Origin of the sequence: Lamprobacter modestohalophilus (genome assembly GCF_016583905.1) — a bacterium.
GTDB lineage: Bacteria > Pseudomonadota > Gammaproteobacteria > Chromatiales > Chromatiaceae > Lamprobacter > Lamprobacter modestohalophilus.
The window spans coordinates 47,760-72,448 of sequence record NZ_NRRY01000026.1; the positions used below are offsets into that span (position 1 = coordinate 47,760).

31 protein-coding genes and 1 tRNA gene are annotated in these 24,689 nt (G+C 61.3%); 11 read left to right on the forward strand and 21 right to left on the reverse strand.

Annotation, left to right across the window (positions count from 1 at the left end; all coding sequences use genetic code 11):
• Positions 1-82 precede the first annotated feature (82 nt).
• The 4 genes from CKO42_RS28560 to CKO42_RS15380 all read right to left on the reverse strand — a co-directional run bounded on the left by CKO42_RS28560 (position 83) and on the right by CKO42_RS15380 (position 1,764).
• Positions 83-478, reverse strand: coding sequence for a type II toxin-antitoxin system RelE/ParE family toxin (locus tag CKO42_RS28560; protein WP_420844318.1), 396 nt, complete (start codon positions 476-478; stop codon positions 83-85).
• Positions 373-597 carry an addiction module protein gene (locus CKO42_RS15370; RefSeq protein WP_200245934.1) on the reverse strand — a complete coding sequence of 75 codons (225 nt, stop codon included), beginning with the start codon at positions 595-597 and terminating at the stop codon, positions 373-375. The genes CKO42_RS28560 and CKO42_RS15370 overlap by 106 nt, the downstream gene beginning before the upstream one ends.
• A 78-nt stretch (positions 598-675) precedes the next feature.
• Positions 676-963, reverse strand: coding sequence for a DUF6129 family protein (locus tag CKO42_RS15375; RefSeq protein WP_200245936.1), 288 nt, complete (start codon positions 961-963; stop codon positions 676-678).
• 87 nt (positions 964-1,050) lie between these two features.
• Positions 1,051-1,764 (reverse strand): dinitrogenase iron-molybdenum cofactor biosynthesis protein, encoded by a 714-nt coding sequence (locus CKO42_RS15380; RefSeq protein WP_200245938.1) that lies wholly within the window; start codon positions 1,762-1,764, stop codon positions 1,051-1,053.
• 14 nt (positions 1,765-1,778) lie between these two features.
• On the opposite strand from CKO42_RS15380, the gene CKO42_RS15385 reads away from it, so the two are divergent.
• Complete coding sequence (locus tag CKO42_RS15385) at positions 1,779-1,940, forward strand: hypothetical protein (protein ID WP_200245940.1); 162 nt, start codon at positions 1,779-1,781, stop codon at positions 1,938-1,940.
• 186 nt (positions 1,941-2,126) lie between these two features.
• On the opposite strand, the gene CKO42_RS15390 is transcribed toward CKO42_RS15385, so the two are convergent.
• From CKO42_RS15390 to nifH, 5 genes are all read right to left on the reverse strand, one after another.
• Entirely contained in the window at positions 2,127-2,315 is a 189-nt protein-coding gene (locus CKO42_RS15390) for a 4Fe-4S dicluster domain-containing protein (RefSeq protein WP_200245942.1), read from the reverse strand.
• 119 nt (positions 2,316-2,434) lie between these two features.
• Positions 2,435-2,653, reverse strand: coding sequence for a putative nitrogen fixation protein NifT (gene nifT / locus CKO42_RS15395; RefSeq protein WP_200245952.1), 219 nt, complete (start codon positions 2,651-2,653; stop codon positions 2,435-2,437).
• Positions 2,654-3,010: 357 nt separating this feature from the next.
• Positions 3,011-4,582 carry a nitrogenase molybdenum-iron protein subunit beta gene (nifK, locus tag CKO42_RS15400; RefSeq protein ID WP_200245958.1) on the reverse strand — a complete coding sequence of 524 codons (1,572 nt, stop codon included), beginning with the start codon at positions 4,580-4,582 and terminating at the stop codon, positions 3,011-3,013.
• 218 nt (positions 4,583-4,800) lie between these two features.
• Positions 4,801-6,288 (reverse strand): nitrogenase molybdenum-iron protein alpha chain, encoded by a 1,488-nt coding sequence (nifD, locus tag CKO42_RS15405; RefSeq protein WP_200245961.1) that lies wholly within the window; start codon positions 6,286-6,288, stop codon positions 4,801-4,803.
• A gap of 139 nt (positions 6,289-6,427) precedes the next feature.
• Complete coding sequence (gene nifH / locus CKO42_RS15410) at positions 6,428-7,312, reverse strand: nitrogenase iron protein (RefSeq protein WP_200245964.1); 885 nt, start codon at positions 7,310-7,312, stop codon at positions 6,428-6,430.
• A gap of 213 nt (positions 7,313-7,525) precedes the next feature.
• Between nifH and CKO42_RS15415 the strand changes: the two genes are divergently transcribed.
• A complete protein-coding gene (locus tag CKO42_RS15415) occupies positions 7,526-8,485 on the forward strand; it encodes an NAD(+)--dinitrogen-reductase ADP-D-ribosyltransferase (protein ID WP_242479422.1) in 960 nt (319 codons plus the stop codon).
• A 94-nt stretch (positions 8,486-8,579) separates the two neighbouring features.
• Here CKO42_RS15415 and CKO42_RS15425 read toward each other — a convergent pair whose 3' ends face one another.
• The 12 genes from CKO42_RS15425 to CKO42_RS15480 all read right to left on the reverse strand — a co-directional run bounded on the left by CKO42_RS15425 (position 8,580) and on the right by CKO42_RS15480 (position 17,806).
• On the reverse strand, positions 8,580-9,752 hold the full coding sequence (locus CKO42_RS15425) for a hypothetical protein (protein WP_200245966.1): 1,173 nt from the start codon (positions 9,750-9,752) through the stop codon (positions 8,580-8,582).
• A 119-nt stretch (positions 9,753-9,871) separates the two neighbouring features.
• A complete protein-coding gene (ccmI, locus tag CKO42_RS15430; RefSeq protein ID WP_200245968.1) occupies positions 9,872-11,266 on the reverse strand; it encodes a c-type cytochrome biogenesis protein CcmI in 1,395 nt (464 codons plus the stop codon).
• An 18-nt stretch (positions 11,267-11,284) separates the two neighbouring features.
• A complete protein-coding gene (locus CKO42_RS15435) occupies positions 11,285-11,821 on the reverse strand; it encodes a cytochrome c-type biogenesis protein (RefSeq protein ID WP_242479423.1) in 537 nt (178 codons plus the stop codon).
• The gene (locus CKO42_RS15440; protein ID WP_200245970.1) at positions 11,821-12,363 is read right to left on the reverse strand and encodes a DsbE family thiol:disulfide interchange protein; all 543 of its coding nucleotides are present in this window, start codon (positions 12,361-12,363) and stop codon (positions 11,821-11,823) included. The genes CKO42_RS15435 and CKO42_RS15440 overlap by 1 nt, the downstream gene beginning before the upstream one ends.
• A 15-nt stretch (positions 12,364-12,378) precedes the next feature.
• On the reverse strand, positions 12,379-14,367 hold the full coding sequence (locus CKO42_RS15445; RefSeq protein WP_200245972.1) for a heme lyase CcmF/NrfE family subunit: 1,989 nt from the start codon (positions 14,365-14,367) through the stop codon (positions 12,379-12,381).
• The gene (gene ccmE / locus CKO42_RS15450) at positions 14,364-14,843 is read right to left on the reverse strand and encodes a cytochrome c maturation protein CcmE (protein ID WP_200245974.1); all 480 of its coding nucleotides are present in this window, start codon (positions 14,841-14,843) and stop codon (positions 14,364-14,366) included. The genes CKO42_RS15445 and ccmE overlap by 4 nt, the downstream gene beginning before the upstream one ends.
• Before the next feature lie 89 nt (positions 14,844-14,932).
• The gene (ccmD, locus tag CKO42_RS15455) at positions 14,933-15,145 is read right to left on the reverse strand and encodes a heme exporter protein CcmD (protein WP_200245976.1); all 213 of its coding nucleotides are present in this window, start codon (positions 15,143-15,145) and stop codon (positions 14,933-14,935) included.
• Positions 15,142-15,900 carry a cytochrome c biogenesis protein CcsA gene (gene ccsA / locus CKO42_RS15460; protein ID WP_200245985.1) on the reverse strand — a complete coding sequence of 253 codons (759 nt, stop codon included), beginning with the start codon at positions 15,898-15,900 and terminating at the stop codon, positions 15,142-15,144. The genes ccmD and ccsA overlap by 4 nt, the downstream gene beginning before the upstream one ends.
• Before the next feature lie 33 nt (positions 15,901-15,933).
• Positions 15,934-16,107: a hypothetical protein gene (locus CKO42_RS15465; protein WP_200245987.1), complete on the reverse strand. Its 174-nt coding sequence runs from the start codon at positions 16,105-16,107 to the stop codon at positions 15,934-15,936.
• Positions 16,108-16,111: 4 nt separating this feature from the next.
• On the reverse strand, positions 16,112-16,783 hold the full coding sequence (gene ccmB, locus CKO42_RS15470) for a heme exporter protein CcmB (protein ID WP_200245989.1): 672 nt from the start codon (positions 16,781-16,783) through the stop codon (positions 16,112-16,114).
• Positions 16,784-16,855: 72 nt separating this feature from the next.
• Positions 16,856-17,521: a cytochrome c biogenesis heme-transporting ATPase CcmA gene (gene ccmA / locus CKO42_RS15475; protein WP_200246019.1), complete on the reverse strand. Its 666-nt coding sequence runs from the start codon at positions 17,519-17,521 to the stop codon at positions 16,856-16,858.
• 190 nt (positions 17,522-17,711) lie between these two features.
• Positions 17,712-17,806 (reverse strand) — tRNA-Ser (locus CKO42_RS15480).
• Positions 17,807-18,023: 217 nt separating this feature from the next.
• Between CKO42_RS15480 and CKO42_RS15485 the strand changes: the two genes are divergently transcribed.
• The 9 genes from CKO42_RS15485 to CKO42_RS15525 all read left to right on the forward strand — a co-directional run bounded on the left by CKO42_RS15485 (position 18,024) and on the right by CKO42_RS15525 (position 24,354).
• Positions 18,024-19,379: a tyrosine-type recombinase/integrase gene (locus CKO42_RS15485; protein WP_200245991.1), complete on the forward strand. Its 1,356-nt coding sequence runs from the start codon at positions 18,024-18,026 to the stop codon at positions 19,377-19,379.
• 78 nt (positions 19,380-19,457) lie between these two features.
• A complete protein-coding gene (locus CKO42_RS15490; protein ID WP_200245993.1) occupies positions 19,458-20,003 on the forward strand; it encodes a hypothetical protein in 546 nt (181 codons plus the stop codon).
• A 90-nt stretch (positions 20,004-20,093) separates the two neighbouring features.
• Positions 20,094-20,348, forward strand: coding sequence for a hypothetical protein (locus tag CKO42_RS15495; RefSeq protein ID WP_200245995.1), 255 nt, complete (start codon positions 20,094-20,096; stop codon positions 20,346-20,348).
• A 12-nt stretch (positions 20,349-20,360) separates the two neighbouring features.
• A complete protein-coding gene (locus tag CKO42_RS15500; RefSeq protein WP_200245997.1) occupies positions 20,361-20,537 on the forward strand; it encodes a hypothetical protein in 177 nt (58 codons plus the stop codon).
• A 10-nt stretch (positions 20,538-20,547) separates the two neighbouring features.
• Positions 20,548-20,970: a hypothetical protein gene (locus CKO42_RS15505; protein ID WP_200245999.1), complete on the forward strand. Its 423-nt coding sequence runs from the start codon at positions 20,548-20,550 to the stop codon at positions 20,968-20,970.
• 83 nt (positions 20,971-21,053) lie between these two features.
• Positions 21,054-21,317, forward strand: coding sequence for a hypothetical protein (locus tag CKO42_RS15510; protein ID WP_200246001.1), 264 nt, complete (start codon positions 21,054-21,056; stop codon positions 21,315-21,317).
• A 516-nt stretch (positions 21,318-21,833) separates the two neighbouring features.
• Positions 21,834-22,838: a hypothetical protein gene (locus CKO42_RS15515; RefSeq protein WP_200246003.1), complete on the forward strand. Its 1,005-nt coding sequence runs from the start codon at positions 21,834-21,836 to the stop codon at positions 22,836-22,838.
• Positions 22,835-23,734 carry a toprim domain-containing protein gene (locus CKO42_RS15520; RefSeq protein WP_200246005.1) on the forward strand — a complete coding sequence of 300 codons (900 nt, stop codon included), beginning with the start codon at positions 22,835-22,837 and terminating at the stop codon, positions 23,732-23,734. Before CKO42_RS15515 ends, CKO42_RS15520 begins: the two co-directional genes overlap by 4 nt.
• Positions 23,735-23,871: 137 nt before the next feature.
• Positions 23,872-24,354: a DUF927 domain-containing protein gene (locus CKO42_RS15525; RefSeq protein WP_200246007.1), complete on the forward strand. Its 483-nt coding sequence runs from the start codon at positions 23,872-23,874 to the stop codon at positions 24,352-24,354.
• The last annotated feature ends 335 nt before the right edge of the window (positions 24,355-24,689 follow it).

Below are 24,689 nucleotides of genomic sequence, written 5' to 3' on the forward strand. Positions count from 1 at the left end.
CTGGCAGGCTGATGTCGGGCTTGTGACAGAGGGATTGTCGTCTGCGCAACGGTGAAAGACTCCATGGGATTACCGCAGCGGGTTAGTGGCGGGCGTCGCCATGGGTCGGATGCCGGTGCTGGTGCCTGACGACTAGGATACGAATGCCCGTTTCCAACGGCCGATAGATGACAGAATAAGGGAATCCTCGCAGCGGGAAACTGCGGCGAGATGCATTTGTTGATGCGCCTAGGCTTGGATTCTCTGCAATGAGTGTGGTCGCTTGCTCAAATGCGTCGATGAAGCGAGCGGCGACCGCTCGACCGGCCTCCTGCTGATAGAATTGCAAGGCATCTAAGAGGTCTCGCTCTGCATCAGGGTGCAGCTGATCGGTTATTTCAAACGCGCACGAAGACGCGCGATGACGTCGGGACCCGGGATCTCCTGCTGCGATCCGCCCTCGATGCTGGCGTCGCGCTGCGCGGCAAGTTGATCCCAGGCAGCATCTCTAGCCCTGTCTGAATCCAGGCTGGCAACGAGGCGATCCAGCAACCGAGTCCGCTCCTCAGTGGGGAGCTGCAGGACTGCAATCTCTAAGGCTTCAGTGGATTGAGACATCGTTGCTCCCCTTGTTTCTATCAGTGAAAGCATCTCTGTTTACCAGCGGAAATGCAACCTGGATGCTTTGGGAAGACGTCATCCGATCGCGACTTCATCCTCGTCGCTGACCTCGGCGAGGACCAGGCCGGTGGCGCTGTCGAGGTCGCGGGTGAAGCGCAGGCAGTGCTCGCTGGCGTCGATGAGGTAGAGGTTGAAGCCGTCGGATTCCCGCACCGGCTCGATGCCGGCACTGATGTCGTCATCGAGGCAGTGGGTGAAGTGATGGTCTGGGAAGGCGTCGCGCAAGGCTGCGACCGAGTCGGCGCTGAGGCCGGCGCGGTTGAGGATGGTCTCGATCTGATCGAGAAAGACTGGAGTGATCATGCTGTGTGTTGGCTCCAGGCTGCCGCCGTGCTGCCGGTGGTGCGCGAGCAAGCGTCCGTGCCAGTCTCGAGCGGGTCTTGGGGTTCCTTATGCTTCTTCAGCGGATCGCTCGAAGTGGACGCGGTCTTCGGTTGCAGTGCCCATGATCTTGGCGAGCCAGGGTGGTGTTTTCGCGGCGAGCGTGCGCGAGAGTTCGGCGATGTGCTCGCGGGCGTTGCCCATCTGCGGGCGTTTGATCGGGTGGATGTCGCGCTTGACGACCTTGGCCGCGGCCGGGCCGCCGATGGAGGCGACGTAGAGGACCTGGCAGTCGGCGATCAGTGAGGCGCGATAGCTGTTTTTATCGTCTTGTAGCTCGCCGGCGGTCGGGTCGATGTCGCGGCAGTCGATGAGCTTGTAGCTGTCGGCGGAGACCTGATAGACCAGAAAGCGCTGGCAGGAGCCGAAGTGGCCGTCGAGCAGCTCGCCGCCGTTGGAGGCGCAGGCGACGCGGATCGAGTTGGGCAGCTCGTCGTCGCTGTAGGACTCGGGCTCGGGTGCGGGCTCGATGTCGGTGCTGCCTTGGCCTTTGAGGCGGGCTAGGGCCTCTTTGAGGGAGGTGCTGTCGATGTCGGCGAGTTCGCCGTCGGCGGCCTGTTTGAGCTCTTTGACGGTGAGTTTGTCGAGATTGGCGGCGGTTGGAGGGAGGCCGACGGCGTCGGCGAGCACGCGCAGGAGCCGGGCGATGTCGGTATCTGGGAGGGCGCGGGCGGCGAGGCCGATGCGCAGCGCGATCTCGTCGGATAAGGTCGTTTGGGTCATCGGTGGCTCCTTTCTTGTCTTACCGGATTGGCTTTGGCTGGGTCTTGGCGTCTTGGCGTCTTGGCGTCTTGGCGTTGGGCTTGAGCCTTGGTGTTGAGACTGGGACCCTGTTGTCGCGCTTGGCGTTGGTGGTGGCCGAGACTGCGGGTTGGGTGCAGGCAGCGTCTGCCGGGTAGCGCCCGCCGGGGGACGCCGTGAATCCGTCCTTGGAGGCTCGAGCGCAGCATCCTTGCTGCGCACGCCCCCGGCGGGCGCCACCCGACAGACTCTGCTCGCGCTTTGGCTGTTTGCGGACGTCCGGCGACGTTTGCTGCTGGCTCACGGACAGCCTTTAGTTGCCTGCGCTTTTCGCTCGACCCTTCTTAGGCGGGGACGATGCAGTCGTCTTCCATGCAGACGTCGAGGCACTGCGGATCGGCGTCGTCGCACTCGGTACAGGTGTTCGGGTCGATCTTGTAGGTGCCTTTGAACGGGGTGATGCTGTCGGTCGGGCAGACGGATACGCAGTCGCCGCAGGCGGTGCAGAGGTCGCGGATGATTTGCAAGGCCATGGTGTACCTCCGGTTGGGGCGTTGTGATGGCGGCTATGTCGGATGTTGGTCATGCATTGCCGCGGGAACTGGATTGGGGCGTCGCTGCAGTAGCAGGTTTGCTGACTTCTGTGACTCGCTCAGCTCTCGGCGCGCTTGAAGCGCAGGGTGGTTGGGAAGCTGGGCGGTGGGCTGACTGGGTCGATGTACCAGCGCGAGCCATCGGTCAGCTCGACAGCGCCACCCCAGGCGTCGCTGGTGTCGGTCTCAACGCTGGCGATGGTCTCCTCCATGTCCTTCTTGGCGACATAGAACAGCAGTCCACCGCTGTCGTTCTTTCGGATCATCACGTTGGGCATCTTGTGCTATCTCTTTGTTTTGGCTAGTCGGCGGTGCTTGTGACTCAGTGGTGTCGATCGCCCGCATGCCGGTCGCCGGGCCACCAGGGACTGGATTCATGCCGCCCTCTGCCGTCCGGTGTTCCTGAGGCGCGAGTCGGGGTCCTGGTGCCCCCGGTCAGCGGCGTCGATCGCCCGGATGGCGATCGCCGAGCCTCCAAGGACGGATTCACGGCGTCCGCTGACCGGGGACACCAGGGCCGCGACGGGACCTTTGGCACTGAGTAGGCGTTCCATGTCGCCTGAGCTTGCAGACAGTCCCACCCCGGCCCGACAAGAGGAGGAAGCCGCTTGTCGGGCCGAAAGCCACCTTCGCGGTTACCGAACCAGGTCGTAACCGAAGTCGGTAACGCCCATCTCGTTGGTCTCGCGATCGAGCTGCTCGAGCACAGCGTTGACCAAGGTGGTCAGCATGTACATCGCGCCTTCGTAGCCGAGCGTGGTCATCCGATGCAGGTGATGACGATCGAAGATCGGGAAGCCGAGGCGGATCAGCGGGACTTCATGCTCCTTGCCCTTGTGCAGGGTGTCGCGCTGGATGAACTTGCCGTAGCTGTTGCCGATCAGGAAGTCCGGCTTGTCGGTGAAGCACAGTGAGCGCAGGTGCCAGAGGTCTTTGCTCATGTAGACGGTCGAGTTCTGACCGTAGGGCGAATCGGCCAGCATCGCATCCATCGCCTTCTTCCAACGCTTGTTGGCGTGATGGCAGAGGATGTGCTTCGGCTCGGCACCCAGCTCGAGCAGGAACTTGGTCAGGCCCATGACGAAATCGGCATCGCCGTAGAGCGCGAAGCTCTTGCCGTGCAGCCACTGATGGCTGTCGGTCATCATGTCGACCAGGCGGCCACGCTCCTTCGCCAGGGAGGCCGGGATCTCCTTGCCGGTCAGCTCCGAGACCTTCATCAGGAAGTCGTCGGTCCATTCGAGGCCCATGGGGATGTCGATCTTCGAGGCTGGCTGATGCCAGACGGTGTCGAGATACTTCTTGGTCTTCGGTAGCTGCCAGGGTTGTAGCAGCAGGGTGTCGATCGCGTTCGGGGCGTCTTTGATCTCGTCGATCGTGGTGCCGCCGTCGTACATCCGGTATTCGCCATCGGCTGGCGTGTCGAGCACGTCGGTTGGATCGCTGAGCATGCTGTAGTCAACGCCCATCTCCTGCATCATCCGGTGCATGACGCGGAAGTTGCCGAGGTAGGTCTCGAAGCCCGGCACCAGATTGATCTTGCCGTTGCTGCCAACCGCTTTGTCTTCCATGGTGTTGAGGGTGAAGTAGCGCATGGTGCCTTCGAACATGTTGTCCCAGCCGGTGGTGTGGCTGCCGACGAAGCTCGGGGTGTGCGCAAAGGGAGTCGGGAACTCTTGGGGGATGTGCCCTTCCTTCTTGGAGTTGCCGATGAAGGCGTTGAGGTCGTCACCGATGACCTCGGCCATGCAGGTGGTGGAGACCGCGATCATCTCCGGCTTGTAGAGGGCCTTGGCGTTCTCGAGCCCGTCGAACATGTTCTTCTGGCCGCCAAAGACTGCCGCGTCCTCGGTCATCGAGTCGGAGACGCAGGCGATCGGCTCCTTGAAGTGGCGGTTGAAGTAGGTGCGGAAGTAGGCGACGCAGCCTTGGGAGCCATGCACGTAGGGCAGGGTCTTCTCGAAGCCGAGCGCGCAGAGTACGGCGCCGAGTGGCTGGCAGGCCTTGGCCGGATTGATGGTCAGGGACTCACGGGCGAAGTTGAGCTCCTGGTATTCCTTGGTCGTGGTCCACTCGAAGACCTCGTCGAGCTTGGCCTGATCAACACGCTCCTCGGAGGTCTCGCGCTTGCTGGTGATGCTAGCCTGGTAGTCTTCGTCAAGGAACAGCGGGTAGCCGGGCTTGATCTTGTCGGCGGTCTGGGTCATGAGAGTGCTCCTGCCGCGCCGCTTATCTGCGGACGGACGGCGAGTGAAAACGGGTCGTTAGGTTCTGGCGATGGCGTTGACTGAGGGCCGGTGCCGCACTCACGGCCGGCGGACGCCGTGAATCCATCCTTGGAGGCTCGGCGATCGCCATCCGGGCGATCGACGCCGCCGCCCGCGAGCGCGGCACTGGCCCTTGGGTCGTTCTCAGCGTCAGCCGATCAAGCGCTCGCAGCCATCGGTGCTTCGCTCTCGCCCTCGGCGGGCTTGAGCCAAGGCGCCTGCATGCTGTTCCAGCAGGGGTTGTTGATGGTCATGTCCATGTCGCGGGCGAAGATGGCGAAGCCGTCGTAGCCGTGATACGGGCCTGAGTAATCCCAGGAGTGCATCTGCCGGAAGGGGATGCCCATCTTCTGGAAGATGTACTTCTCCTTGATGCCGGAGCCGACCAGGTCAGGCTTGATGGCCTTGGTGAATTCCTCGAATTCGTAGCCGGTGACGTCGTCGTAGAGCAGGGTCGAATCGCCCATCTCCTTGACCGTGCGATCGTAGTCGTCGTTATGGGCGAACTCATAACCAGTGCCGACCACTTCCATGCCGAGGTCTTCATAGGCGCCGATGATGTGGCGCGGACGCAGACCGCCGACATAGAGCATGACCTTCTTGCCTTCCAGACGCGGGCGGTACTTGGCGATGATGGCGTCGTACTCGGCCTGGTACTTGGCGATGACCTTCTCGGCGTTGGCCTGGATGGTCTCGTCGAAGAACTCGGCGATCTTGCGCAGCGATTCGGCGATCTTGGTCGGCCCGAACAGGTTGTATTCCATCCAAGGCACACCGTAGCGCTCTTCCATGTGCCGGCTGATGTAGTTCATCGAGCGGTAGCAGTGGATGAGGTTGAGCTTGACCTTCGGGGTCAGTTCCATCTCGGAGAGGGTGCCGTCGCCAGACCATTGTGCGACCACCCGCAGGCCCATCTCTTCGAGCAGGATGCGTGAGGACCAGGCATCGCCGCCGATGTTGTAATCGCCGATGATGGCGACATCGTAAGGCGTGGTCTCGAAGCTGTCGTCATTGTCGCGGTTGTGCACGACGTGATCGCGGATCGAGTCGTTGGCGATGTGATGGCCGAGCGACTGCGAGACGCCGCGGAAGCCTTCGCAGCGGACTGGGATGATCGGCTTGTTGTGTTCCTTGGTCTTCTGCTTCGATACCGATTCGATATCGTCGCCGATGAGGCCGATCGGGCATTCAGACTGCACCGAGACGCCCTTTGAGAGCGGGAACAGCTGCTCGATCTCGTCGAGCATCTTCGCCAGCTTCTTATCGCCGCCGAAGACGATGTCCTTCTCCTGGAAGTCAGAGGTGAAGTTCATCGTGCCGAAGGTGTTCACGCCGGTCATGCCGGTGTAGTAATTGCGACGTCCGGCGCGCGAATATTGACCGCAGCCGACCGGGCCGTGGGAGATGTGGATCATGTCCTTGATCGGACCCCAGACGACGCCCTTGGAGCCGGCGTAGGCGCAACCGCGAACGGTCATCACGCCAGGCTGAGACTTGCGGTTGGAGGTGATGCACTTCTTCGATTGCTCGACCGATGGGTCATTGACAGCTAAATGCTTGGCGCGATCTTTCTTCGCCTTCTCGGGGTAGACCTCCAGCACCTCTTGGATCAGGGCCTGGGTCTCGTCACGGGTCATTGTTGCCATGTTGGCGTTCCTCTCGTCGTCGCCGCCGCTAATCTGCGGACCGACGCGCGTTGAAGCATCGATTCAGAGCCCCTCGCTGCCGTTCTATGCAAGAGCGGCCTGAGGGACCAGGGAGATGGGCAAAGTGCTCGGGCGCGGTTTAGGCCGCGGCGGCCTCCTCAACCGCTTTCTTACCGACGATGCTCTCGTCTTCTTCTTCCATTAGGCCGAAGTCCATCAGCAGGTCTTCGAGGGCATCCATCGTGATCGGCGTCGGGATGACGAAATTCTTGTTGTCGATGATCTTCTGTGCCAACTGACGGTACTCGTCCGCTTGCTTGGCGGTCGGGTCATACTCGATCACCGTCATGCGGCGGATCTCGGCACGCTGCACGACGTTGTCACGCGGTACGAAATGGATCATGTGAGTGCCGAGCTGACGCGCGAGCTCGATGATCAGCTCATCCTCGCGGGCGGTGTTGCGGCTGTTGCAGATCAGGCCGGCTAGGCGCACACCGCCGGAGCTGGCGTACTTCACGATGCCCTTGGAGATGTTATTGGCCGCATACATGGCCATCATCTCGCCAGAGCAGACGATGTAGATCTCCTGCGCCTTGTTCTCGCGAATTGGCATGGCGAAGCCGCCGCAGACCACATCGCCGAGGACGTCGTAGAAGACGAAGTCGAGCTCTTCGTCATAGGCGCCTTCTTCTTCGAGGAAGTTGATCGCGGTGATGACACCACGGCCAGCGCAACCGACGCCTGGCTCTGGGCCGCCAGACTCGACGCACTTGATGCCGGCATAACCGGCGCGCAACACATCTTCTAGCTCGAGGTCTTCGACCGAGCCAGCATCCGCCGCAAGGTGCATAATGGTTTCCTGCGCCTTAGCGTGCAGGATCAAACGGGTGGAGTCGGCCTTCGGGTCACAGCCAACGATCATGACCTTCTTGCCGAGCTCAGCGAGACCAGCAACGAGATTCTGAGTGGTAGTGGACTTGCCGATTCCGCCTTTGCCGTAGATGGCGCATTGACGCAGTGCCATGAGATTCTCCCGGTTGAATGCCCTGTGGGGCGATGAACAGATGGTTCGCTCACCGGGGGAGTAAGCACGGCCTGTGCCAAACAAAAAAAATTTCGTCAATATACTGAAATTAAAGCTAAAAATAACTCTGTGGCCGGTTTGTCATCTTCGTAGCATAGGCAACAAGGTCCCAGTCTTTGTGTGTCTAGCGACAGCCGACGTTCTAACTCCGACATGCCCCAGCTCCAGCCCACAGACCGGCCTAGGTCTCATCCATCCTTGCCGGCGAATGCGCGCCTGCCCATCAATCGTTGCAACCTTCCAGCCGTCATCCTTGGCGGGCTCACCTACCAGGCGCATCCGGTCTCACTCGAGATCGACGGCATCCGTGCCTTTCATCAAGACCTGTTCCGGCTTCTTGCGCCGATCGACAACAGTCGCGAGCGCGCCGAACGCTTCGTCGACTATCTGGCCGCACACTTCTGTCTGGATGATCTAGAAGCCGCTGGCCTGGCCGCAGAGCGCGTCAAGAAGTACCGGCGCAACGCCAACTACCTGCGGATGGTGCGAGGCTGGTCGTTCGACGCCGACGGGCGCGAAGGCGCCGTGCTCAAACACTGGGTCGAGACGCGCTTTGGTCTGCTCGCCCGTTATCACGCGGGGCCGCTCGACGGTGCTGATCCGGATGCCTATCACCTCTACCTCGCGCAGGGGGCCAAGGGGCTTTATGCGACCAATGCGCTCGAGGCTCAGCTCGATCTGCTCTATACCTATTGCCAATACGAGCTGGTGCGCCAGCACCCTGAAGAGACCCACCTGACGCTCTACCGGGGCATCAACCGGATTGGCGAGCATGAGCTGTTGGATGACAAGCCCGAGTCCGGCACCACCATGGGGGCAGCCAGCGCCGCTCAACCGCCGGTGCGGGACGATCGGAGTGACCCTGGGCAGGGCAGCAGCCGGTTCTGCAGTGGCTCGACGACTCCCGGCTGGCGGCGGGTCTTGCTGAATAATCTCAGTAGCTTCACCAGCAATCGCGAGCGGGCCTGTGAGTTTGGTGACTATATCCTTGAGGCGCAGGTGCCGCTGCCGAAGGTGTTCTTCTTCAACGGTCTGTTGCCTGGGATGCTCAAGGGCGAGGATGAGTGGGTGGTGATCGGCGGGGTGTACGAGGTGGCAATCAGCTGTTTGTAGTGGTAAGCGAGCGCTGGGTTTCCTCCAAACTGTCGATCAACCTCGGTGCCTGCGCGAACGATCCCACATGATGCGGCGGTGTTGTAGCTAAAGGCTAACGCCGCTTCTGCTCGTGCAGTAAGTCGACGATTGGGATCTGGATGGGCGAGCGAGGGCGGAAGGGAGGCTGCTGCGGTCGGCGTTTGAAAGGCTCGGTGAGTTGGTCTGCGAGCCAGAGACCCAGCAGAGCGAGGGGCAGGGTGATCAGCCAGGCGGGTGCCGGCAATCCAAGCAACTCGATGCCGCCAAGCAACGGCAGCTGATAGGCCCAGGCTGGCGATGCTGACGTCAGAGAGCCGAGCAGCAGATTGATGGCTTGGCTGTATGCCATCAGCAGTGCTGCGGCTGCGGTTGTGAGCAAGGGGCGGCTCCAGTCGCCCTGTGCGATTCCAGACAAGCTTGTGGCTTGGCGCGCGGTGATCTGCAGTCCAAGCGCCAGGATGGTCGGTGCGATGAGGATCAGTGGATAGAGCTGATCCGGCCAGACCGCCCCGCAGGCCAGCGCAAGACTGGCGAGCCCGATCAGGGGCCAACCTTCTTGTACCCAATCACCGAGCGGCAGGCCCGACTGAGTCCAGCGCAGCAGTCTCGGGAATGAGCCGAGCCATTGGCGCAGGCTCAGAAGCGCAGGCAGCAGACTGGCGTAATCCAGCGACTTGCCGAGTGCGAAGGGCACGGCCTCGGTGGCATTCGGATAGGTCCAAACGCCAATGAAGAGATTCAGCCAGTAGAAGACCAGCCATCCCGCCGCCAGACTGGCCGGGAACAGTAGCAGGAAATAACCGCGGCGCTGGCTGATCAGGCTGCTGCCGGTGCGGCGCTCGGTGTCGGCATTGAGGAGTAGGGTCAAGGCCAGCGTGAGCAGCCCAATCGCCGCATTGAAGGCCTTGCCGTCAATCGCGATCAAGGCTGCGATCAGCAGCAACAGCGAGATCCAGCCGTAGCGCGGCCAAGGACGCTGTGCTGTCCGGCGTTGACCATCGGCGATGTCTGGTCGTTTGCGCTTGCGTGGCCAGCACAGCCAGAGCAACGCGCCAACGAGTAGGATGGCAAACAGTTGTGCTGCGTCGGTGAAGGCGGCATTGATCGGCGCCGGGTCCCAACCGCGCATATTGAGCGGAAAATTAAGCAGACTACTCAGCGGCTGACCGCTCAAGACAGCGCCCGCGAGGGGCAGCAGAACGGTCAGCAGCGTGATGGCGATCAGGCGCACGGCTGGGCCGAACATCAGTCAGCCCGGACAAACCCTGCAGTGTTTTGCATCGCATTGCAGTCCTTTGCAATCCGTTGGGTCGCTTGCGTCATCGTGTTTTCGTGTCGTGCGCGATTGATCGACTGCTGCTTGTTTTACCGCAGTACCTGATTGATACGGACCTGAACCGGGTCGCTCGCTGTGCTCTCGACCGGCCCGGTCTCGCCTTGCAGATCGCCGGGGCGGGGCATAGCTTGACCGGATGGCGAGACGCGAGCGCCGACGATGATCTGCGGGAAGTTGGAGAGCTGCATCGCCGGCATCATCGCCATGCTGTCATCGAGCCGGACCTGCACGGGGAGATCGCCAAGGGTTGCGCGCTGCACCGCGAGCGGCATCGGCGGGCCGGCGGCGGCCTTGGCGTAGATGAACACCGGGGTGTTGGGCGGCAGGCGGCCGCTGAGTTCGGTGGCTAGGGCGACGTTGACTTGTACGCCCGGCTGCGCAGCTTCAGCAGGCGTATTGATCGGCCTGTCTTGAACATCCGCTCCGGCAGATGCTGTTGCCGAGGGCTGTTCTGCAGCCGCTATCCCCGCTTGAGCAATCTGCTGCGCCTCATCAGGCAGGCCAGCGCGCTGCTCGGCATCGCTGATCAGGGTGCGCAGCTCGGCCGCATCCTCGCTCTCGGGGTCGAGCTGTTCGAGCAGCTTGCGCCAGGTGGTGGCGGCAGACTGGAACTGCCCGCGTTGGAAGGCGACCATCGCCGCCAGCCAGCGCGCGGTGGCGTTGTTGGGCTCGAGCTTCAGCGCCTCTGAGATCAGCTCGGCTGGCCGCCCCTCGAGCTGGTTGTCGTTGTTGGTTGCAATCGACTCGGCGTAGGCCAGTACGATCAGTGGGTCTGTGGGCAGAAGCTTGTAAGCCTGAGCCAGCGCCGATTGCGCCCGTTCGCGATCACCGGTGGCGAAGTAGGTGCGCCCGAGCATCATCCAGCCCTCGGCGTCACCCGGTTCTTGCTCCAGCCGCTCTTCGAGCCTTGCGACCAGTTCTTCAAGCGGTGGCAGTTCGGCCTGGCCGCCGCCGTGGCCACCACTGCCGCCCGCGCCGCCGCTGGCCGTAAGCTGCTCTAGCTGCGGGATGATCGCCTGGCTGCCGATCAGGCCATAGAGCGCCCAGGCGGTGAGGGGGACTGCCAGCACCAACGCCAGCGCGGTGGGGCGGGGACCGGGCAGCCGATAGCGGCGTTGCTTGGCCTCGATGCCGCGCGCAGCTGTGAGCGGATCGCGATCGCCGAGGTCGTGCAAGAGCTCGCGCTCGAGGTCGCGCCGTGCGGCCTCGTAGACGGTCTGGTCGAGCTTGCCGCTGCTGAGATCGGCATCCAGTTCGGTGAGCTGCTGCTTGAACAGCTCAAGGTTCAGGAGGGCCTGCTCGGCCTCAGTGTCATCAGGGGCAGGTGCGTCCTGAGGTGTTTGCGTGGGCGTGAGCAGGGGCGCAACGGCGAAGAGGACCGCTAGGCCGGCTAGCCCAGCAGCGAGTATCCAGAAGATGGTCATGATCAGATGGCGTGCGGGCTAGGTCGATCGAGAGCTGGAAGAGGGGCTATCGGGGCTGTTGTCGAGCAGTGCCTTGAGACGCTCCTGCTCGGACGCTGAGATGGGCTCGTCAGCGGCACGCTTCTTAGCAAGGATGGTGCGTACGACGACAAAGCCAGCGATCCCGATCAGCACGAAGGGGCCAAACCAGAGTAGGTAGGTCGATGGCTTCAACGGCGGATCATAGAGCACGAAATCGCCGTAGCGCTCGACCAGGAAGTCGAGGATCTCGTCTTGTGACTGCCCGGCGCGCATCATTCGATAGACCTCGTTGCGCAGGTCTTGAGCCAACTCGGCCTGGGAGCCGGCCAGGGACTCGTTTTGGCACACCAGGCAGCGCAGCTTGGCGATCAGCTCGCGGAACTCGGTCTGCTGCTCGGGGCTATCGAATTGGAATTCTTCCAGCGTATAGGCGCTGACTGAGCCACTGCCGATGAGCAGTAGTGCGCCAAGCGCCAGTGATTTGATCACGCGAGACATGTTGATCAGCGGGTCCTTCTTGAGCAGTGGGGGCATCAGGCGCCTTCCGCCTTGAGCTGTGCGACCAGCGGTTGCAGGGTCTCTTCCCAGATCTTGCGATCAATGGGGCCGATGTGCTTATAGCGGATGACGCCGTGCTGGTCGACGACGAAGGTCTCAGGGGCGCCGTAGACACCCCAGTGCAGGCCGACCTTGTTATCCGGATCGTAACCGTTCATCGCGTAGGGATTGCCGGACATGCGCAGCACGGCGAGCGCATCCTGCGCATCGTCCTTCCAATTGAGGCCGACGATTTGGAAGTCGGTCTCCTTGGAGAGCGCCATCAGCGCCTGGTGCTCCTGGCGGCAAGAGACGCACCAGGAGGCCCAGACGTTGACCAGCGAGATCTGCCCCTTGAGATCCTCGTCGCCAACGCTGCGGCCGGGGTTGGTGAGCTCGGGAAGACTGAACGCTGGGACCGATTTGCCGATCAGCGGTGAGGGTACCTTACTCGGGTCCTTGCCGAGCCCGATCACCAACAGGATGACCAAGGCGCCGAAGATGATCAGCGGGATCAGGAAACGAACCGATTTCGACATACTGCGTTGCTCCTGCTAGGCCTTGGCGCCGACAGCGCCCGCGGGCGCGGTGCTGCGGGCGCGGGCCGTGCGATAACGACGGTCGGAGACGGCAATGGCGCCACCGAGGGCCATGAGTGCCGCACCGAGCCAGATCCAGCGCACGTACGGTTTGTAGTAGAGCCGCAGCGCCCAGTCACCACCGCCAACCGCCTCGCCGAGCGAGACGTAGACATCGCGGAAGAAGCCGGCATCGATCGCCGCCTCGGTCATTGGCATCCCGCCGCCGAGGTAGGAACGCTTTTCGGGGAAGAGCTCAGCGATCTGCCGCTCGCCGCGATAGACCAGAAAATGCCCTTGGTCGGCGCGATAGTTCGGGCCGTTGACCTTCTGTGCGCCCAAGAACTCGAAGCGATAGCCAGCCATCTCGTGGCTGTCGCCGGGCGACATGCGTAGGTCCTTCTCGATCTGATGGTTCGAGACCATGGTGACGCCGACGATGAACATCGCCACGCCCAGATGGGCGACGACCATACCGTAGAAGCTACGACCATTGCCGCTGAAGTCCGCGACGATGGCCTGGCGCCAGCCCTGCTGCTTATGCTTGAGCCGCTCGCGCAGGATGATGAGATGCGAGAACAACAGCCAGGCCGCCAAGGCGATACCAACCGGTACCCAGAGATCGTCGCCGCTGACGGCGGACATCGAGGTCAGTGCCAGCACGCCGATACTGAGCGCAAAGGCCAGCCACAGCAGCTTGGTCAGACGCCAGGGCTGATCGCTCTTCCAGCGCGTCGCCGGACCGATGCCGAGCAGCAGGGCGAGGAACGGCGCCAGCGCCAAGAACATCTTGTTGAACCAAGGGAAGCCGACCGAGATCTTGCCGAGATCAAAAGCCTCATAGATCAGTGGCGCCAGGGTGCCGAACAGCACCAACACGGTGAAGGCGACGAACAGCAGGTTGTTCAGCAGCAATGCACTCTCACGCGAGAGCAGGTCGAAGCGCCCACCCTCGGAGACCTCCGGCGCCCGCCAGGCATAGAGCGCCAGCGAGCCGCCGATGACGATGCAGAGGAAGATCAGGATGAACAACCCGCGCTCAGGATCAGTGGCGAAGGCGTGCACAGAGGTCAGCACGCCCGAGCGGACCAGGAAGGTGCCGAGCAGGCTGAGCGAAAAGGCCGAGATAGCCAAGAGCACGGTCCAGCTCTTGAATGCGGCGCGCTTTTCGGTGACCGCGAGCGAATGGATCAAGGCGGTGCCGACCAGCCAGGGCATCAATGAGGCGTTCTCGACCGGGTCCCAGAACCACCAGCCACCCCAGCCAAGCTCGTAGTAGGCCCACCAGGAGCCGAGCGCGATGCCGATGGTCAGGAACACCCAGGCGACCGTGGTCCAAGGCCGCGACCAGCGTGCCCAAGCGGCATCGAGCTTGCCACCGATCAGCGCCGCAATGGCAAAGGCAAAGGCGACCGAGAAGCCGACATAGCCCATGTAGAGCATCGGCGGATGGATGGCGAGGCCAAAATCCTGCAACAGCGGGTTCAGGTCACGCCCTTCCGGTGGCACCGGAAACAGGCGCTCGAAGGGATTGGAGGTGAGCAGCATGAAGAGCAAGAAGCCGATCGCGACCATGCCCATGACGCTGATCACGCGCGCGACCACGGGCAGCGGCAGGTTGCGGCTGAAGGCGGCGACAGCGGCGCCCCAGCCGGCCATCATCAGTGCCCACAGCAGCAGGGAGCCTTCGTGTCCGCCCCAGACCGCTGAGACCTTGTAGATGTCGGGCAACAGCGAGTTCGAGTTCTGGGCGACGTAGAGCACCGAGAAGTCGCTGGTGAGAAAGGCCTCGACTAAGGCAACGAAGGCGATGGCAACGAAGACGAATTGCCCGTAGGCCAGCGGCCGCGCCATCGTCATCCAAGGCCGGTTACCGGTCAGCGAGCCGGCTAGCGGCATCGCCGCCTGCGCGGTGGCGAGGATCAGCGCGAAGATCAGCGCGAGGTGTCCGAGCTCTGGGATCACTGGGTCATGCTCCTGGGAGTGTTGGTCCCGGTGGTCTGCTCGACGATGCCGTCGACATGGGCGGTCTGCAGGGTATCGGCGACCTCAGGCGGCATGTAGGACTCGTCATGCTTGGCGAGGACCTCTTCGGCATAGAAGACACCGTCAGTGCCGATGCGGCCCTTGGCGACGACGCCCTGTCCTTCGCTGAACAGATCCGGCAGGATGCCTGTGTAGCTGACTGGAACCACCGCGGCGTTGTCGGTGACCTTGAAGTGAACCGTCAGGCCATCTTCTTGGCGGGCCAGCGTGTCTTTAACCACTAAGCCACCCACCCGAAACACCGCGTCGGTTGGATGTTCACTAGCCATGACCTGGCTCGGGCTGAAGAAATACGAAATATTGCTCTGCAATGCGCTGAGCGCCAGCGTGGTTGCGCCGGCGACGCCGACCAGCGCAAGGCCGACTAAAACCAATCGTTTTTGTCTTGCTTTCATATTGAGCACTCCGCGTGGCAATCGATCGGGCGGCTGATTCGGGTCGATGATCTAGGTCGATGATCTAGGCTGAGCCGGCCCCTGTAGGATCAGGATGTTGGTCCAGAGGTTCCCCGCTGTGGGTCGGCTCCGGTGCTGGCTTGACGAGGGGCGCGCAAGCGGAGCAGCCGGCCAATGCGGGTGAGCGTGGTCTTGCGGCTGCTGCGCAGTTGCAGAACCTCAATCAACAGCAGCCCAAAGGTCATGCCGAATGCACCCCAGACATAACCGGCGTAGCCGCCCTGGCTGAAAAACTCCATCATGCGGTCGTCTCCTGAGCGATGACATCGCGCACCCAGGCATTGTCTGACTCACGCGTCAGGATGATGGTGCGCAGACGCGCGAATACCGCGGCGAACGAATAGGACCAGAGTCCGAGGGTCATGGTCAACATCGGTATCAGGATACTCAGATGGATACTGCCCGGATCGGATCGCTGATGCAGCGCCGCGCACTGATTCGGGTCAGGGCAGTTGATGGAGAGGAAGATCACCGGAACCATGACGAGGCCAACGATGGCCAGCAGCGCGGCGGCTCGGTCGGCGCGCCGGGTGTCGTCGATCGCCGAGTGCAGCGCGATGTAGCCGATGTAGAGGAAGAACAGCAGCAGCTCCGAGGTCAGCCGCGGGTCCCAGTCCCAATAGGTGCCCCAGCTCGGACGGCCCCAAAGCGCTCCGGTCCAGAGCGCTAAGAAGGTAAAGATGGCGCCGGTTGGGGCGACCGCTTTGGCCATCATGAAGCTCAGGCGGGTGTTGAACACGAGGCCGATCGCCGACCAACCAGCGAGCACCAGGTAGAGCCACATCGACATCCAGGCCGCGGGCACATGGACGTAGATGATCCGGTAATACTCTTTCTGCGGGTTGCTGCCGCCAAGCTGATCAGCGGTGAGGAAGAAGCCCCAGAACAGGCCGATGAGCACCAGCGCAAGGGCGACGCGGCTGAACCATGGGATGAGGCGGCCCGCGATCGGGTAGAACGCGGCTGGTGAGGCGAATTTGAACCAGTTGATCGTCATGATAGTGGCAAGGTTGTTGATTCTAGCAGCGGATCAGTGATCCAGGCTCGGCGGCCGGGTGCGGGAGACGCAGAAATAGTCGATCTTAACCTCGAAAAGTTCGATGTATTCTGTTGCTGCCGCCCATTGCGGTGATCCATTGGTACCGTCCATTGGTGTCACACACTGCGAGCGGCTCGGGTCAGCGATGGCGGCAAGCGGCGGCATCGGTCTATTCCAGCGAGATGCGGAGCGCTGCCGCGGCGGCCAGTGGTGCAAGTAGAGCCGAGCCCATCAGGAATGCGCTTAACAGGTAGAAATAGGGTTGCGTGTCGGCGATTTCGATCGCGCTGACCGAGACCGCGCCGGCGCCATAGACCAGCACCGGCACATACAGTGGCAGGATCAGCAGCGATAACAGGATGCCGCCACCGCGCAGCCCCAGGGTCAGCGCAGCGCCGATGGCACCGATCAGGCTCAACACGGGGGTGCCAAGGGCCAAGGCGGCCATCATCACCCAGATCGCGGTGCCGCTCAGGTGGTATTGCATCGCCACCAAGGGCGCGATCAGCACCAAGGGCAGGCCGGTCAGCAGCCAGTGCGCGACGACCTTGCCAAGCACCAGCAGCGCTAGCGGTTGGCCGGTGAGCAAGAGCTGCTCCAGCGTGCCGTCGTCGTAGTCGGCGGCGAACAGCCGCTCCAAGGCCAGCATCGACGCTAACAGGGCAGCGACCCAGACCACGCCCGGGCCGAGCATCCGCAACTGCTCGCGCTCGCTGCCGACACCAAGCGGAAACAGGCTGACGACGATGATGAAGAAGAACAGCGTCGTCAGTACGTCGGTGCGCCGACGCAGGGCCAGCGTGATGTCGCGAGAGAGGACGCAATAGAAGACCTTTAGCATGAGTGACCGAGCTGACCTTGAGGCAAGCGCTTCATCGTTCGGGATGGCGACGCGTTATCGACAGGATGGACATCAATGTCGCGTCTCGGACTCGGTGCTTTCCGAGCTGACCGGATCGCTGGCCTCGCCGAGCGTCAGACGTTGGATGGCGCCGCTGGTCAAAGGAACCTCTTGATGGGTGGTCAAGATCACCGAGCCGCCGCGGGCCACCTGCTCGGCGATGAGTTGCTGCAAGAGGTCGACCGCATCGACATCGAGCGCAGTGAAAGGCTCGTCTAAGATCCACAACGGCGCCTTGCTTAAGATCAAGCGTGCTAGTGCGACGCGTTTTTTTTGCCCCTGGGAGAGCATTCGGGTCGGCAGGTCTTCGAAGCCTTCCAGCCCGATGCGGCTGAGGGCCGCGAAGATCGCGTCCGCGTCGGCCGGGTCTTGATCGAGGGTACTGGCGATTCTGAGGTTCTCGAGTCCCGTCAGATCGGCCTTGATGCCATTGAGATGGCCGAAATAGAGTAGGTCGCGATTATAGTCTTCAGCCAAGTCACGAATGGTCTCGCCGCGCCAGCGAATGCTACCGGCATCTGCTCGCAACAGGCCACAGAGCGCGCGTAGGAGTGTCGTCTTACCGCTACCGTTGCGTCCGCGTACATGCAACAAGGTTTCCGCGGGCACCTGGAAGCTGAGGCCGCTGAACAGGAGACGCTCACCGCGACGGCAAGCGAGATCGGAAACGTCGAGCATCAGTAGATCGGGCTGCGGGTGTGAACAGCGCGACACCATAGCGGTTCTCGAGCGATGCGACAATCGAAAAGCCGTGCTTCGGATCAGCCCTGACGTACGATCACCCAGGCCAACCGCAGCGGGTCTTATATTTTTGTGACGGGCAAGAAAAACGGCCTAGCCTCAAACAAGACTAAGCCGTTAACTTAATTGGCTCCCCGAGCAAGACTCGAACTTGCGACCCACTGATTAACAGTCAACGGAAACGGCAAAACAGCCCGTTTCTCACCCTCCCATAATCAGCGAGACAGCGCGCCATAAACCCTTGTCTTGCTTGCCTTCCCTGCTCATACTGCTATCATTCCTTATCGCTAGGTAACGCCTTTTTCCCTTGGCCTAACGGGAGAAGCTGTTACCTAGAGCGTTACCTAAAAATCCCGTTACCTAGAAAGCAGCAAGCCCCGACACGGCGGCAACCGTGTCGGAGCCCTGACCACCACCAACCTGAAGCAGAGGTTCGGCAATGGCTACTGGCAAGTCTATCAGCGCGGCCACCAGGCCCGGCGCCAAACGCATCACCCGCGCCACCATCGAGCAAACCAAGCTCCCCGATGGCAAAGTCCAGCACGATATTTTCGACACCGTGTTGCCTGGCTTTGGTGTCCGCATCGGCAAGCGCAAGCGCGTCTACTTCGTGATGACGCGCCAACTCAAGGGCGGAGTCTGGAAGCAGGTCCGTGTCACGATCGGCAGCACTGCCGAGCTGGACCTTGCCTCTGCGCGCCAGCAGGCCCAGGAGGCCATCGAGCGCGCCAAGCAAGGCAAAGACCCGTCCGGCATCCGCAGCGAGCGCCAAGAGGCATTGATGCAGCGCTCGCGTGATACCTACGCCACCGTCCGCGCCAGCTTCCTCAAGCTCTACATCGGGCGCCAGAACAAGCGACCAGCACCGGGTACGCTGAATGAGATGGAGCGCGCGCTATCGTCTGATGTCTTCACCGGCTGGGCCGAGCGTCCCATGGCCGACATCACCGAGCGCGACATCATTCAGTCGCTCGACCAGCTCATCGAGCGCGGATCAACCACCATGGCGAACCGCGTGCTGGCCTACCTCCGGCTGATTTTCAAGTGGGCTAAGGCGCGTCACATCATCGACCGTAACCCAACGCTCGACATCGACAAGGCAGGGTCCGAAGTCTCGAGGGACCGCGTTCTTAGCATGGACGAACTGCGCGCCATCTGGAAGGCGACCGAGGCCACCCATGTCGGGCATGGCGACCTGTATCAAGGGATTGTCCGAATCCTCATGCTCACCGGCCAGCGCAGAGAGGAAATCGGCGGGATGCGCTGGAGCGAGATCGTTGAAGACTACGCACTGGAGCATGACAACCAGGGTCGTCCGACAGCGACATGCACCGCCTTGGTTCTCCCTCCCGAGCGCACCAAGAACGGACGCAAGCACATCGTTCCGCTATCCGCACCAGCGCTTGAGATCATCGAAGCTCGCCGCGCAGAGCAGGCCGCGATGGGACTCAACACCGAGCTTGTATTCACAAGTCGCGGGGCATCCTCATTCAGCGGATGGAGCAAATCAAAGGGGCGTCTCGATGGTCGCGCCAACCTGGCCGAGTCCTGGCGACTCCATGATCTGCGTCGCAGCTTCGTGACCCATGCAGCCGACAAGCTGCGGATCGCGCCTCATGTTCTGGAGGCCATCGTGAACCATGCCAGCGGCACCAAGGGCGGTATCGCTGGCGTCTACAACCGCGCCGAACACCTCTCAGACCGCCGCCGAACCTTAGATGCATGGGCCGATTACCTGCTACGTCATGTTGGCGAGATCGGGGCCGATAACGTGGTGGAGATGGTGAGGGTCTGAAGGATGAACAATTCACAAGGCTGACCGTCGCTTCCACTGCGGCATGATCTCGATCTAGACACAAGTGAAGGCGAGCTGATGCCGACCATTGCCGATGATTGGCTTGCTGGATTTGAACAACACCCAAGTGGATCGTGGAGCTGCGATCCGGAGGCCGCGAGACGCTTGGACGCAATGATTGACGCTGCGCTCACAGGTGACAAATCTGCTCAGCGTCGAGCAGCACAAATGGCCGGCGACCTGATGCGGGCTAACCGGGCGATGCCGCCAGCGCTGCACTCTTATATTGCTGGTTCCCTTTTCCGTTTTGGTTACGAACAATGCACTTATGGACAGGCATTTGGCCCGCTTGGAAGGATGCCGCCAGACATCACGGCAGACAGGAAGAAAGCAAATGATGCGTCGTTGATGTATTGGGTTGACCGTGCAATCGAAGAGGGGTTAGCGACCTCCCGAAACGGCGAGCCTGGTCCTGCATTTGAAAAGGTCGCAGAATACTTCGACATATCCCCGTCAACTGCAAGGGATCGATACTACAAAGCAAAAAAAGAACGAGAAAACGACCCCAACGTTCAAATGTGGAAAGCTGTTGTAGAGCGAGGCAACAAGGAACGAGATTCGTGATTTCTGCAAAATCTGCAAAAACCCGTAATCGTCTCAAACGATAACGGCATCTAACCTGTTAGCACGTTCAACAACGAGACGTGCTAACCGATGGAAACCCACCTTCGACGTGCCGCGATCGCGGCCGATAATACGGCGACCCTAATCGCCGACCCTCACCCCGACGCCCTATTGACCAGCGCTGAAGCTCGGCGCCTGGCCGGCGACATCAGCACCATGACCGAATGGCGCTGGCGCCGAGATGGGCTATTGCCTGAGCCTGTTCAAATCCGAGGCCGAAATTACTACCGCCGTGGTTCCTTCATGCAAGCGCTGCGCAGTCTCGGCACCGCGGAAGCAGCATAGGAGGCGCATCCAATGAGCAATAAGACAATCGAACGAATCGAGCGGCTGCTAGAAGGACAAGATCAGCGTATCCGGCTATCGGAGGACGCGATCCGCGACATGCGGACCTATTGGCGTATCGCGGGAGCAGCGGCAGGCATTGTGCTGACCGTCTTCCTCAGTGTCGTTGCGACCAAGATCAACCTTTAGGAGCGCCATCATGCACCCACTCGAAGCCCACAACCTCTTTGAACTATCCGCCGCCAGCTATGCCGCTGCATCGGCTGCACAACTCACCGACGACATCGAGCAGCGTGCAGGGCTCATTAGCGCCGTCGAACATCTGACCGCTGAGCTGAAGCGCATTACATGGGAATACGTTGAAGCCGCAGAGCTTGACGAAGCGCGACCGCGCATTGATCCCCTCATCGCCCGATCGCTCAATCCTATGTGTGATCTGCGAGACCTGGCCGACGCAATCAACCGAGCAACCGGCGATGAACTGAGCGCCGATGCAATCAAGCTGGTGGAGTGCAACGGCGACGTTGACGGCTGGCTTGTGATGGGCAAGGCCACCGGCCGCTATCGCTGGCACGTCACCGTTGATGGGAGATTGACCAGCCAAGGCGAGGGCGAGCAATGAGCACTCAACAGCCATTCACCCCGGCGACCATTAGCGAAGCGCTCCATCTGCCGTCCTTCAGCTATTGGGGCTCGCTCGCCGCCATGGTGCGCAGCTACCCAACGCTTTGCGAGAAAGCTGGATACAAACCAGCCGACCTAAGGAAGATTCCGCTAGACCCGAGCGCTGATCTCGTCTCGATTGGTAGCGGTATCGCCGCCATCGGTCGAATGATGGCAACCAGCGACGCAAGCCAAGAACTAGCCCAGCATGAAATCCAATCGATTGGATGCTTGCTTGCGACCTTGGGCGATACCGCCGCGCCGCTGATCGATCTTCAAGTCTGGCTGGATGGAGGCGAACAATGAGCCACCGATCCAGGGACCGACGCCAACAACGCCGGCGCAAGCAGCAAGAGAGGTGGCAAGACATCGGGCAAACAAAAGCCCGGACGAGACGCCACCTCGACCGGGCTGATTCAGACGCAGCTTGTGATAACCTTCAACCGTCCGCCGAAGCGCTACCAACGCCTCGACGGTAAAGCCCTGACCGCTTGGACGGCTGGGCACCGGCACGCGCAATGATACAGCACCCTTGGTCTGTCTGCGCGTGCCTCTGCCTGCTCGACGGCGGTCGATATCCATATCTGGAGATCGACCATTGCACACCGAAAAATCAACATCCCGCGCCCGGCATCCGTCCGGCGCTGTTATCGACCTTGGCCCCTATCGCCAGCGTCGTGACCAACACCTAGCCCACATCCGCCGCCGCGCCGGCGACCTGATGCTTACGATCCAGATGCGGCAGGGATCGGAGTATCCACGCTGGTCCCCGCATCTATCGCAAGCGCTGGACAGATGGGTAGTCGCCCAGGAGGGTGCAGCATGAGCAGCATCACCCTTCCAGTGCGCCAACGTGGGCGCCAATCGGCCCAGGCGAGCGCGCGTTATCAGGATCAACTTGAGGCGTTCGCCGCTGCGATCCTGCAAATCCGATCGAGACTCGATTTTGAGGTTTCCAGTCGTGGTTGGTGCTACGTGCTCGAAGCCGAAGCCGGGTTACTCAAGTCGGATTTCGACCAAGCGCAAGAGATCATCAACGAGTGCCGCAAGCGCGGGATTCTGCCGCTGGATATTTGCGCTATTGATGAGGCCCGATCCTTCAGCAACCTCGAAGTGATCGACGACGACACCCCCGAGGATTACGTGGAGTCGGTACGCAGCTCGGTTCACTGGATGGTTGACCGCTACACGCCGCTGTCATTTTGGGATGGTCAGGCATTCTTCGTGCAGATGGTCGTGGAGAAAATCGACCTCAAGAGTCTTTTTGCCTCGATCTGCGGCCGATACTGCATCCCGCTAGCCAACGCGAAGGGATGGAGTGATCTGCACTTGCGCGCCGACATGATGAGGCGGTTCCAGGAGCACGAGCGCGAAGGGCGCCAAGGCGTTCTACTCTACTGCGGCGACCATGACCCGGCTGGTCTGCGGATCAGTGCCAGTCTGAGGGCCAACATGGCGGAGCTGTCAGGGGCCATTGGTGGCTGGTCCCCTGAGCGCATCATTGTGGATCGGTTCGGGCTCAACTCAGACTTCATCGGACAGCACAACCTGAGCTGGATCGACAACCTCAAAACAGGCTCAGGCAAGGATTTAGCCGACCCGCGCCACAAGGACCATAAGCAGCCTTACGTGCAGAACTATCTGCGCGAGTTTGGTGCTCGAAAGGTGGAGGCCAACGCACTGGTGACTCGACCCGAGGCCGGCCGCGCGCTGTGCAAGAAGGCGGTCTGTCAGTACATCGACGCCGATGCCGATACGCACTATTCAGAGCGCCTAGAGCCTTTCCGGGCTGAAGCTCGCCGCATCTTTGAAGGAGGTGCAGCATGAGCACCACCAACCCCGCCCTCGATTTCGCCTTAGCCATTCACGCCGCTGGACTCGGCAACCCCACCATCATCCCCGATGGAAATGTCCACCGTTTCCGCTGCGATGGCGACAAGCCCGGCAGCAAAAACGGATGGTATGCACTCTATCTCGACGGCACCCCGGCTGGCGTCTTTGGAAGCTGGAAGCTCGGCAGGACAGAGACCTGGTGCAGTGTCTCGGCAGACGATCAGACGCCCCAACAACGCGCCGACCTGAGGGCACTGATTGAGCAGGCCAAGCGAGAGCGCGACCAACAGCAGCGCGATCAGTACGCCAAGGCCGCAGACAAGGCCAAGGTCATCCTCGACTCAACAACGCCTGCTGATCCTTATCACCAGTACCTCATCACCAAGCAGATACAGCCCCATGGCATCCGCCAGCAGGGTATCGCGCTACAGATACCTGTCACGGTCGGCAACAGCCTGAGCAGCGTTCAAACGATCTTCCCCACTGGCGTTAAGAGGTTCCTGACTGGTGGGCGCATCGCTGGCGGCTGCTATCTCATCAGCGATCAGGTTCGCCGCGAGGAGCTGCTGATCGCTGAAGGCTTCGCCACTGGCGCAAGTCTTCACGAAGCGATCGGCGCCGCCGTCTTCGTCGCCTTCAACGCCAACAACCTGCTCGCCGTCGCGCGCTACGTCCGCAGCCAGCATCCAAAGGCCAACATCATCGTTTGTGGAGACGATGACCGCTGGACCGAGGGCAACCCTGGCAAGACCAAGGCCCGCGCCGCGGCACTCGACATCGGCGCCAAACTGCTGATGCCGGACTGGACCGGACTGGACCTCGACACCAAGCCCAGCGACTTCAACGATCTGTATCGACTGCGCCGCGCTGCGCAAGGAGCGGCAGCATGAGTGCATCAACTGCGCGGCGGGGCATCCAACTAAAGCCAGAATCGACCTCAGCACCCTTAAATAACGGGTCTACTGAGTCTACCGGGTCTACCCCTTTGAATGGTAAGACGAAAAACGGTAGACCCAAGGCCGATACCGTGAGTCTACCGGGTCTACCCGATGCGGACCTTGGTGCAGCTATCGACCCCGCAGACGAGCCGCCAGACGATGACAGCATCGAAGCCACCGAGCCGCCGAAAGCATCAGAGTGTCCGTGTTGGCGGGTCTACCTGGACTGGTGGAAATCGGGCAAGGCGAATCGGCGTCCAGGCGTCTACTACCACGGACTCCATGAAACGGCAGAGGAGCGAACACGGACCGACGAATGGGTCTGCGGCCCGCTGTTGATCGAAGCGACCACGTTTGACCGCCGCAATGAGAGTTTCGGCAGGCTGCTGAGATTCCGCGACAGCACCAACCGATGGCATGAATGGAACATGCCGATGCTGATGCTCAAGGGTGACTGCGCTGATTTGCGTGGCGAGCTGCTCTTCATGGGACTGGAGATTGACCCTAAGCATCGGGCTCGCCTACCGCACTACCTCATATATGGTCCGCCCCGCGATGCAAGAGCCACTTGACTGTTCAGCAGAAGGAAACGTTGCGGCCATATATCCGGCGTCGTGATGAGGTGGCGTGATCGCTCCTCGCGCCCTGATGGAATCCGCGCGCATTCCTGTCCTTATCACTGTTTCAGTCTCGGCGATGCCGGCTGGTGAGGATTACAGGGTTTCAGGAATGCAGGACAAGCCTTTCATGCCATCACAGTGACAGTCACTCTTAGCAACTCGTGGTTAGAAACTCGTGGTGTGGGTGATCGTGCTCGCTCGGATGTGACTCAATCCCTCATCGGTGCTCGCGGCGGTTAAACCGCCTGACTCAAGGCGTGCTTTGGATCGTAGGCCTCGCCTTTGGT